Below are 9,428 nucleotides of genomic sequence, written 5' to 3' on the forward strand. Positions count from 1 at the left end.
TGCCTTTCCATCTGTGGCGGCTTGGCATTTCCTTACCTGCGTAGCCGTATGTTTATGAACGAACCCCATCAAAACCTCAACTCGCCGGGGCCCTGCTGTTTCCTAGCGCTGGTGCGCCTTTCTCTTTTCGATTGTCGATTCCAGCGTTCTGATCGGGTCGGCGGTGGAGAGATGGGCCCCGAGCAGTTCACGGAGAAGGTCCACCTTCACATTGGGGCTCAGCCGGTGGTGGTCGATCATCAAATTGTCGAAATGCGGCTCGCTCATGAACAGCGCGAGATACACGTCGGCCAGGTCACCGGTCGTCGGCTCCTCGATGGTGATGGCGATGTGAATCGAGTTGCCGACGCGAGCCGTGGCGTGGGCGACCTCTGCTGACTCGATGTTCGACCTACGCGCTTGTCGCGGGGCAGTGGATGCGTCACGCGGGCGAGCGTGGAGCATCTTTCGCTCCGACCGGTGTGACGAGGCCGGTCTCGTAGGCCAGCACCACGGCCTGAATCCGATCCCGCAGGTGGAGCTTGCCTAAGATGTGCCCAACGTGGGTCTTGATCGTATGCTCGGACACGACGAGTTCAGCCGCGATATCCGCGTTGGTAAGGCCTTTGGCGACAAGGGTGAGGACCTCCGTCTCTCGCGGGGTCAGGTTGGCCAGCCGCTCCGGGCGCACCGGCGGTGTCGACCGATCAGCTCGGATGAAGTCGGCGATGAGCCGCTTGGTCACGGCTGGGGCCAGCAGAGCATCGCCCGCGGCCACGACCCGCACGGCTGTGACCAGTTCGGTCGCGGTGGCGTCTTTGAGGAGGAATCCGCTGGCGCCCGCGCGCAGCGCCTGGTAGACGTACTCGTCGAGGTGAAAGGTGGTCAACACCAGCACCTTTAGCGGCTGGTTGGCCGGCGGCTCAAGACCCGCCGAGAAGTCCAACGCCGGTTCGTCGTGCGTGGACCGTTCGAGCAACCGGCGGGTCGCCTCCAGCCCGTCCAGCTTCGCCATCCGGATGTCCATCATCACCACATCCGGTCGCTCACCCTGCCGGCTCAGCTCCGCGATCGTCGCCAGCGCCTCCTCACCGTCCCCGGCGGTCCCCACCACGGACAGATCCGGCTGCGCGTCCAGCAGGAACGTGAATCCTTCCCGCACCATGGCCTGGTCGTCGACGATGAACACCCGCGTCACCACAGTGCTCCACAGTGATCGGTGGTGACCGGCACTGCGGCGCTGACAGTGAACCCGCCGTCCGGTCGTGTCTCGGCGGCCAACTCGCCCCGCACGATCGCTATCCGTTCACGCATCCCCGCGAGACCGTGCCCGGACCCCGCTGGTGCCAGCCGGGTGGGCCGGGGCGGCGGTTCGTTGTCCACCCTGATCCGCACCTGATCCGCCGCGTGCCGCAGCTCGACGCGCACCGGCGCTCCCGGGGCGTGCCGCCGCGCGTTGCTCAGGGCCTCCTGTACCACGCGATACAGGACGAGGCCAACGGTGGGCGGCACCGGGTGGGGGTTCCCGAGCACCGTCAGCGTCGCCGGCACGCTGGAGGAGTGAGCCTCAGCCACCAGGGCTTCGATGTCACCCAGGCCGGGCTGCGGTGTGAGGTCCACTTCGTCATCGTCGCGGCGCAGGACGCCAAGAAGCTGGCGGGTCTCGTTGAGCGCCTGCCGGGTGGCGTCGCCCACCGCGGCGAACTCAGCGCGCACCGGATCATCATCCGGCGCCGACCGCAGGGCGGCCAACCGGTATGGCGCGGTCTCCGCCCGCACCGCGATAAGAGACAGATGGTGCGCGATGATGTCATGCAGCTCACCGACGATGCGTGCCCGCTCCTCCAGCACGGCCCGCCGGGTCTGCTCCTCGGCCACCGACCGATTCACCATGTCAAGTTGCTGTTCGATCCGGTCCTGCCGGCCGACGCCCAGGCCGGCCAGCGTGGCGGCACCCACCGCCAGAATTCCCGATATCACGGCTCCGGACAGCGGCCCGGTGCCGACCGCCACCCCTGCTGGGACGACCAGCAGGAGGCTGACCCCGGCGACGGCCAGGTCGCAGGACAACGGACAGCGCGCGATCGTCATCATGAGGACCGGGAGATACAGCAGCATTCCGGGTGTCCAGGGTGACCCAAGGTCGTGCCCGCCACCCCCGTGGGCGAGCACCGCCGCAACGGCCAGTGTCAGCACGGTGCCCACGACGGTAAGCCGCCAGGCCGTCAACGGCCGGCGCCGCATGAGCAAAACCGGAACGATGTGCAGCAGGATGACGACCGGGACCACCGGGCCCCCGTAGTCGGGGAGATACCCGTTGCCGATCTCGCCAGCCAACAGCGTCGCCACCGCGACCACCAGCAGCGCCCGCTGGGCATACCGCCTCCGGCCGGCCCCCCAGGCGGACGGCTGGAGGTCCCGGTCCCGCCCGGTGATCAGCACGTACCACACCGCGGATCCGGCCCGACCAGCAAGCCTGCCGAGACCTGCCCCTCCTGACGTGCCGTCCATAACGGGCAGGCTAAACCGGCCGCAGGTCCGTCCGCGTCCTTCCCTGGAGCGATCCTCGACATCACCATCAGGTCGTACGTCGGCCGTGCGGACGGCGACGGGGATGAGACGGGAGATCAATCAGCAGACCGACGCGGATGAGTCCCCGTAACTTGAAGCCTTGCCGCATGGTTACCGCAGAGCCGACATCCTCGCCCGCCAGGTCGCACGCGACCGCCATCGCCGATCCCACCCCGCGCCGCCTCGCTCGGATGCTTGCCGGCACCGGGTCGCTGTGGATCGCTTGCGCGCTCGCTACCGCGCTCGCCGGCGAACTCGGCCGGCCGGGCGGCATCGACCTGATCCGCCCCACCTTCAGCGAGCTGATCTTCACCGATCTCGGCGCGCGCCTGGTCGGCATCAGTATGGTCGCGCTCGCCTTCGCGTCTATCTGCATCTCTTTCGCGCTGATCGACCTTGAAGCGCCGGCCGACCGCCTCGCCCGAGTGCTGATCGCCGCCTGGACCGGCGCTCTGGTGCTGGCCGCGATCTTCCCGATGTCGCCGGTGGGGGCGCCGCCGATCTGGTACGACGCGCTGCACCGCTACACCGCGCTGGTCGGGTTCGCCTGCCTGCCGTTCGCCGGGCTGCAACTGGCCCGTCGATTCCGGATTGATCCCCGCTGGCGATCGACAGCGGTCCAAGTCCGACTGCTCTCCACGGCAAGCCTCCTCGGCATCGCCGCGTTCGTTGCCACATTCATTCCGATCAATGACCCTATGTGGCTGCTCGGCGCACGACAGTACAGCGGCATCACCGAACGCCTATCTCTGGCCACCAACATCGCGTTGCTGGCCATACTGGCGGCGGCAGTACTGCGTGCCGCCGCGATGCGATCGCGCGCGGACGCGGCACGGGGTTGTCAGAGGAGACGAAAGTGCGCACGGGAGAAGGCGCGGCAGAAGCGATCCGAGTAGGGGTGCGGCCGTTCAGAAGTGGTTCAGGACCGATTCAGCGCGCACCCGTCAGGAACCTCCGGACTTGGCGCGCCCGTCAGGAGCCGTAGAGGCGCGTGGCGTACTCAGGGCCGTAGTAGCGTTCGAGCTGTTCCAGGGTTTCCTCGGTCCGCTGGACGCTCTTCACTATGCGCGCGTGCGTCGGCAGCGCGTCGGGGTTCCACGTCTCGGGCTTCCACAGCGAGGACCGCAGGAATGACTTGCCGCAGTGGAAGAAGATCTGCTCGATCTCCACGACCAGGGCCAGCGAGGGCCGGTGCCCCTTGACGATCATCTGGTCGAAGAACGACGCCTCGCGCAGCAGCCGGGCCCTGCCGTTGACGCGCAGGGTCTCGGTGCGGCCCGGAACGACGTAGACCAGGCCGACGTGTGGGTTCTCCAGGACGTTGACGAAGCCGTCCACCCGGCGGTTGCCCGGACGGTCGGGGATCGCGATCGTGACGTCGTCGATCACGTGGGTGAAGCCGGGCGGGTCGCCCTTGGGCGAGACGTCGCAGGTGCCGTCGGCGCCGGCCGTCGCGATCAGGCAGAACGGGGACGCCGCGAGCCACTCCCTGTCGCGCTCGTGCAGCGCCACCCGCTCCTTGGAGACCGCCCTCGGCATCGGCTCGCCGAGCAGCTCGCGCAGCTCGGACTTGGAGGTGATCTCCACGAAGTCCGCGTTCCCCGTCACCGCGTCTCCTCACGCCATCATGCGATCATGACCGCCGCCCAGCATACGTGGCGCGTTCCTGACCGCAGGAGGCCCCCTCCGGCCTACTTCCAGCGGAAGTACACGAACAGGCGGCCGTGGTTCTTGGCGTCCTTGTCGATGCGGTGGTAGAGGGCCTTGATTTCCTTCTGGTCGAGGAAGCGCAGCACCTTCTTCTTGAGCTGGCCCGAGCCCTTGCCGGGGATGATCTCGACCTCGGTGGCCTTCTTCTGCACGGCCTCCTGGATGATCCCGCGCAGCGCCCGGTCGATCTCGCCGCCCCTGTTGTAGATGTCGTGGAGATCCAGTTTCAGCTTCACGCCCGTGATTGTACGTCCCTGCGCTTTGGAACGTTCTTCTAACTGCAGCTATCGCACCATTTAACCGGCTCGTGTCCATATTTGGTCAGATATTGCTGCACATCCGTAGCTGGAGTGATCTAGGCGTGAATGTGGTCCGCCTCTAGACTCCGACTGTGTTTGGTCGCCCGGAAACGGGTGGCCATCCACGAGTCGCCCAACGGGGAGGGTGGGGTCCTTCCCCGTGCTCTCTCACGGGCGACGTGGCTCCTCCATGCCCGCTGGGCGGCGGTTTCCAGTGGTTCTCCAGGAGGTGTCGTGCCAAGCAAGCCCCTGCCCACTCTCTTATCCCGAGCGCGCCGCATCGCGGCCGTCGGCGCGAGTCTCGCGGTCGTCGGCGTGATGTGCCCGGCCGTACCGGCTTCAGCGGAACCGACCCCCACCCCCGCGACAGGGTCGACCAGCAAGTGGAAGGCGACCCCGCTCACCGCCGCCGACCGTGTCCAGGGGGCCAAGTCTCCGAGCGGCAAGCTGGCGAAGAGTGACACAGCCCTCTTCAAGGCGACGTCGAGCAACCCGGTCAGCGTGGTCGTCAAGCTCGACTACGACTCGCTGGCGGCGTACAAGGGCGACCTCAAGGGGCTCCCGGGCACCAGCCCGCAGGTCACCGGCAAGAGCCTCGACATCAAGAGCGCGCCCGCCAAGCAGTACGAGAAGCACATCGAGGGCATCGAGGCCAGCTTCCTCGGCGAGCTGGCCAAGCGGATCCCCGGCGCCAAGCCCGGGCAGAAGCTCCGTACGGTCTACGGAGGCATCGCGCTGACCGTGCCCGCCAACAAGGCGGCGGACCTGCTGAAGCTGCCCGGCGTGGCGGCCGTGCAGGAGGACAAGCTACAGCAGCCCCTCACGGACTCCAGCGGGGAGTTCATCGGCGCCCCCACGATCTACAACAAGCTCGGCGGCAGCGCCTCCTCCGGCAAGGGTGTCGTCTACGCCAGCCTCGACTCCGGCGTCTGGCCCGAGCACCCGTCCTTCGCGGACCCGGGCAACCTGCCCGCTCCCCCGCCGACCAAGGACGGCACGCCCCGGGCCTGCAACTTCGGGGACAACCCGCTGACGCCCGCGAACGACCCGTTCGTCTGCAACCACAAGCTGATCGGCGGCCAGCCGTTCCTGGCGACCTACAACCTCGTCTTCGGCGGCGAGGTGTACGGCACCAGCGCGCGTGACTCCAACGGGCACGGCACCCACACCGCCACCACCTCGGCGGGCGGCCCCGTGGCGGACGCCAACCCGCTCGGCATCAGCCGCGGCCCCATCCGCGGCATCGCGCCCGCGGCGGCCGTCTCGGTCTACAAGGTCTGCGGCGCCGAGGGCTGCTTCCCCTCCGACTCCGCCGCCGCCGTCGGCCGCGCGATCCTCGACGGCGCCCGCGTGATCAACTTCTCGATCTCGGGCGGCAGCGACCCGTACAGCGACCCGGTGGAGCTGGCGTTCCTCGACGCGTACGCGGCCGGTGTGTTCGTGTCCGCCTCGGCGGGCAACTCCGGTCCCGGGGCGAACACCACCGACCACCGCAGCCCGTGGGTGACGACCGTCGCCGCGTCCACGCAGACCCGTACCTTCCGGTCGACCGTGACGCTCACCGGTACGGGCGGGGCCACCGCCACCGTGTCCGGCGCCTCGATCACGGCCGGAGTCGCCTCGCCGCTCCCCGTGGTGTCGGCCGCCGCTCCGCCGTACTCCAAGCCGCTGTGCGACACCCCCGCCCCCCCGGGCCTGTTCGCCGGCAAGATCGTCGTCTGCCAGCGCGGGCCCAACCGGGTGCTCAAGGGCTTCAACGTCAAGCAGGGCGGCGCGGCGGGCATGCTCCTGTACAACGCCACGCCGCTCGACGTGATGACCGACAACCACTGGCTGCCTGCGGTCCACATCGATCAGCCCGACAGCACGACCCTGCTGAACTTCCTCACCGCCAACCCGGGCGCGAAGGCGGCGTTCACCCAGGGCACCAAGACGACCTGGCAGGGCGACGCCATGACCACGTTCTCCTCGCGGGGACCGGGCGGCGACTTCCTCAAGCCGGACGTCACCGCTCCCGGCCTGCACATCCTGGCCGGGCAGACCCCGACGCCCGAGTCACCCCTTGAGGGCCCCCCGGGCAACCTCTACCAGGTGATCGCCGGTACCTCGATGTCCTCCCCGCACGTGGCCGGGGCCGGCGCCCTGCTGTTCGCGCTGCACCCGGACTGGACGCCGGGCCAGGTCAAGTCCGCCCTGGAGACCACGGCCAAGACCTCGGTCACCAAGCAGGACCGGGTCACCCCCGCCGACCCGTTCGACTACGGCGGCGGGCGCATCGACCTCACCAAGGCCGGCGACCCCGGCCTGACGCTCGACGAGACCGCGGCGAACTACGCGGCCTCCGCGCTCGACCCGCTCAACCGCATCGACCTGAACGTGCCGTCGGTGAACGCGCCGACCATGCCGGGCATCATCACCGCCAAGCGCAAGGTCACCAACGTCACCGACAAGACGCTTGTCTACACCGCCTCGGGCACCGCTCCGAGCGGAGCGAGCGTGACGGTGCTGCCGCCGCTGTTCACCGTCAAGCCGGGCAAGAGCGTCAACCTCACCATCATCATCACCGCGCCGGAGCTGGCCGACGGACAGTACTTCGGCCAGGTCAACCTGAAGCAGACCGGCGGCAGCCGCGACCTGCACCTGCCGGTCGCGTTCTACCGCAAGGAGGGCGCGGTGCCGGTCGACCAGACCTGCGCGCCGAGCACCATCGCCAAGAACACCGGCGAGTCCACCTGCACGGTCACGGTCGAGAACACCACCATGAAGGACACCGAGGTCACCGCGCTCAGCACGCTCGACTCCAAGCTGCGGCTCAACAGCGTGACCGGGGCCACCAAGGTGGGCACCCAGATCGCGACGACCAAGGCCACGCTGGCGGCCCGCCAGCCCGACAAGCCGTCCATCGCTCCGGGCACCGGGCCCGCGGGCTACCTCCCGCTGGACCTGTTCGGCATCGCGCCGACCCCGATCGGCGACGAGGAGTCCATCAACTTCAACGTCCCGGCCTTCACCTACGCGGGGAAGAGCTACAACCGGATCGGCGTCGTCTCCGACGGCTACAGCGTCGTGGGCGGTACGTCCGGGACGGCGGACGTCTCGTACCAGCCGCAGACCCTGCCCGACACGACACCGCCGAACAACGTGCTGGCCGGCTACTGGACCGACCTGGACGGCACGGGCGCGCCCGGCATCTACGCGGGCACGCTCACCGACGGCGTCGACACCTGGCTCGTCCTCGAATGGCGCCTCCACCTGTACGGCGAAACCGGGCTGAAGGTGTTCCAGCAGTGGATCGGCGTCAACGGCACCGAGGACATCACCTACGCGTACGACCCGTCGAACCTGCCCGGTGACCCCGGGGCCTCGTACGGGCTGACCGTGGGAGCGGAGAACGCGGAAGGCACCGCCGGCGGCCAGATCTCCGGCCCGCCGACCGAGGACTACCGCGTCACCAGCACGCCGGGCGCTCCCGGCGGCAAGCTCACCTACACCATGAAGGTGAAGGGCGTCTCCTCCGGAGCCGGCTCCATCACCACCGCCACCTCGACCCCTGAGGTCAAGGGCATCACCATCGAAGTAGACAAGATCACCGTCCAGTAGCCGAACAGGGCGGGGCCGGCGCCCACCGGCCCCGCCCACCTTGTCCTTGCCGCCCACGTCAAGGCACTGCTACGCCCCTGACAGCGGCCAGGGCCGGGGCACGCGAACCTCCAAACAGAGACTGCAGCGGCCCAGGATAGATAGCTGCTTCGCATCGTGGGGACCCTAGTGAACTCCACCGACAGACCACAAAGCACACCGTTCGCCTGCCCGCCCGGCTGCTCCGACTGCTGTCATCGCCGCAGAACCGGCGCGCGTCCATCAAAACCCGCTACCAGGACAGACATCGCCTGACTACTCGGCTCCCTGAAGAGCTACACCCATTTTCTTTTGTAGCTGGCCCACCCGGCACCCACTTGGGTGGGGAAGCCCGGGCTACCCACCCGAGCAGTGACTTGCCCGGGTGGCGGGGGCAGGGTGGGGCGCTCCTGACACGCGTCGTTTGAAATGGCGCTCCTGACATCCATCGTTTGGACTGACGCTCCTGAGGCCCCCGGCGGCGCCTCATCCCCCGCCCTCAGGTGGCTTCTCATTTCGGCGCCGGTACGGTGAGACGCAGTGCGGCGAAGACGGCGCCATTCTGCGGCGGCTCACCCGGTGATTGTTCGCATACACCGCTTCGCGTAATACACGGAGGCTACTCCGTCACCTGGAACCACACGGTCCGGCCAAGATCACCGTCGTGATGTGACCCCCATGCGGTCGCGATGGCGTTGACCATCCACAGGCCGCGCCCGCCGTCGCTGTCCGTCTCAGCCGCTCGCGCGACCGGCGCGCTCGTGGCCGAACCGGCATCGGTCACCTCAACGTGGACCACCCGCGAGACCAGGGCCACCCGTACGATGACCCTCCCGTCCGCCGTCCACCCGGACGCCGAGTGGGCCACCGCGTTGGTCACCACCTCGCTCAGCAGGAGCAGGACGTCGTCCAGCGCCGGAGCGGCGATCCTCAGCGCCAGCAGCCCTCGTACCCATGCACGGGCCGCCGGTACGGACGCGTCCTCCCCGGGGAAGTCTCCACGCCACCCGCGTGCCGGCACCTCGCCACCGTGCCGGACGACCTGCTCGTCCGACCTCATGCGATCACCGTGTGCCGCTCGCACGCCGACGGACTGCCGCCCCCGCACCTCCGCTGAAGGCCGTCAGAGCGCCGAGGCCCGCCATTTCGATCACATATCACTGGTCCTGCCCCTGATTCATGGACGATGAAACGCTTTCTGTTCTCGTCCTGCCGGAGAAAGAAGGCGTGTGCTTAGACTGCCTTCGTGAC

The 9,428-nt window shown here is 68.4% G+C and carries 8 protein-coding genes; 2 read left to right on the top strand and 6 right to left on the bottom strand.

The annotated features are described in order from the left end of the window. Positions 1-102 precede the first annotated feature (102 nt). From AB0B89_RS32235 to AB0B89_RS32245, 3 genes are read right to left on the bottom strand one after another with little or no spacing between them, the layout of a single operon-like run. On the bottom strand, positions 103-444 hold the full coding sequence (locus tag AB0B89_RS32235) for a hypothetical protein (RefSeq protein ID WP_358560329.1): 342 nt from the start codon (positions 442-444) through the stop codon (positions 103-105). Continuing rightward, the gene (locus AB0B89_RS32240; RefSeq protein ID WP_358560331.1) at positions 422-1,177 is read right to left on the bottom strand and encodes a response regulator transcription factor; all 756 of its coding nucleotides are present in this window, start codon (positions 1,175-1,177) and stop codon (positions 422-424) included. The genes AB0B89_RS32235 and AB0B89_RS32240 overlap by 23 nt, the downstream gene beginning before the upstream one ends. Next, positions 1,174-2,490 (bottom strand): histidine kinase, encoded by a 1,317-nt coding sequence (locus AB0B89_RS32245; protein ID WP_358560333.1) that lies wholly within the window; start codon positions 2,488-2,490, stop codon positions 1,174-1,176. Before AB0B89_RS32245 ends, AB0B89_RS32240 begins: the two co-directional genes overlap by 4 nt. 167 nt (positions 2,491-2,657) lie before the next feature. On the opposite strand from AB0B89_RS32245, the gene AB0B89_RS32250 reads away from it, so the two are divergent. Further along, positions 2,658-3,446 (top strand): DUF998 domain-containing protein, encoded by a 789-nt coding sequence (locus tag AB0B89_RS32250; protein WP_358560335.1) that lies wholly within the window; start codon positions 2,658-2,660, stop codon positions 3,444-3,446. 76 nt (positions 3,447-3,522) lie between these two features. On the opposite strand, the gene AB0B89_RS32255 is transcribed toward AB0B89_RS32250, so the two are convergent. Together AB0B89_RS32255 and AB0B89_RS32260 are read right to left on the bottom strand one after the other, a co-directional pair. Continuing rightward, the gene (locus AB0B89_RS32255; protein WP_358560337.1) at positions 3,523-4,158 is read right to left on the bottom strand and encodes a pyridoxamine 5'-phosphate oxidase family protein; all 636 of its coding nucleotides are present in this window, start codon (positions 4,156-4,158) and stop codon (positions 3,523-3,525) included. An 83-nt stretch (positions 4,159-4,241) separates the two neighbouring features. Then, positions 4,242-4,496: a Smr/MutS family protein gene (locus tag AB0B89_RS32260; protein ID WP_248964602.1), complete on the bottom strand. Its 255-nt coding sequence runs from the start codon at positions 4,494-4,496 to the stop codon at positions 4,242-4,244. Between the two features lie 297 nt (positions 4,497-4,793). Between AB0B89_RS32260 and AB0B89_RS32265 the strand changes: the two genes are divergently transcribed. Beyond that, positions 4,794-8,159 carry a S8 family serine peptidase gene (locus AB0B89_RS32265; RefSeq protein WP_358560339.1) on the top strand — a complete coding sequence of 1,122 codons (3,366 nt, stop codon included), beginning with the start codon at positions 4,794-4,796 and terminating at the stop codon, positions 8,157-8,159. 637 nt (positions 8,160-8,796) lie between these two features. Here the strand turns inward: AB0B89_RS32265 and AB0B89_RS32270 are convergent. Next, positions 8,797-9,237 carry an ATP-binding protein gene (locus AB0B89_RS32270; RefSeq protein WP_358560341.1) on the bottom strand — a complete coding sequence of 147 codons (441 nt, stop codon included), beginning with the start codon at positions 9,235-9,237 and terminating at the stop codon, positions 8,797-8,799. Between the last annotated feature and the right edge of the window lie 191 nt (positions 9,238-9,428).

Source organism: Sphaerisporangium sp. NPDC049002 (genome assembly GCF_040649355.1).
GTDB lineage: Bacteria > Actinomycetota > Actinomycetes > Streptosporangiales > Streptosporangiaceae > Sphaerisporangium.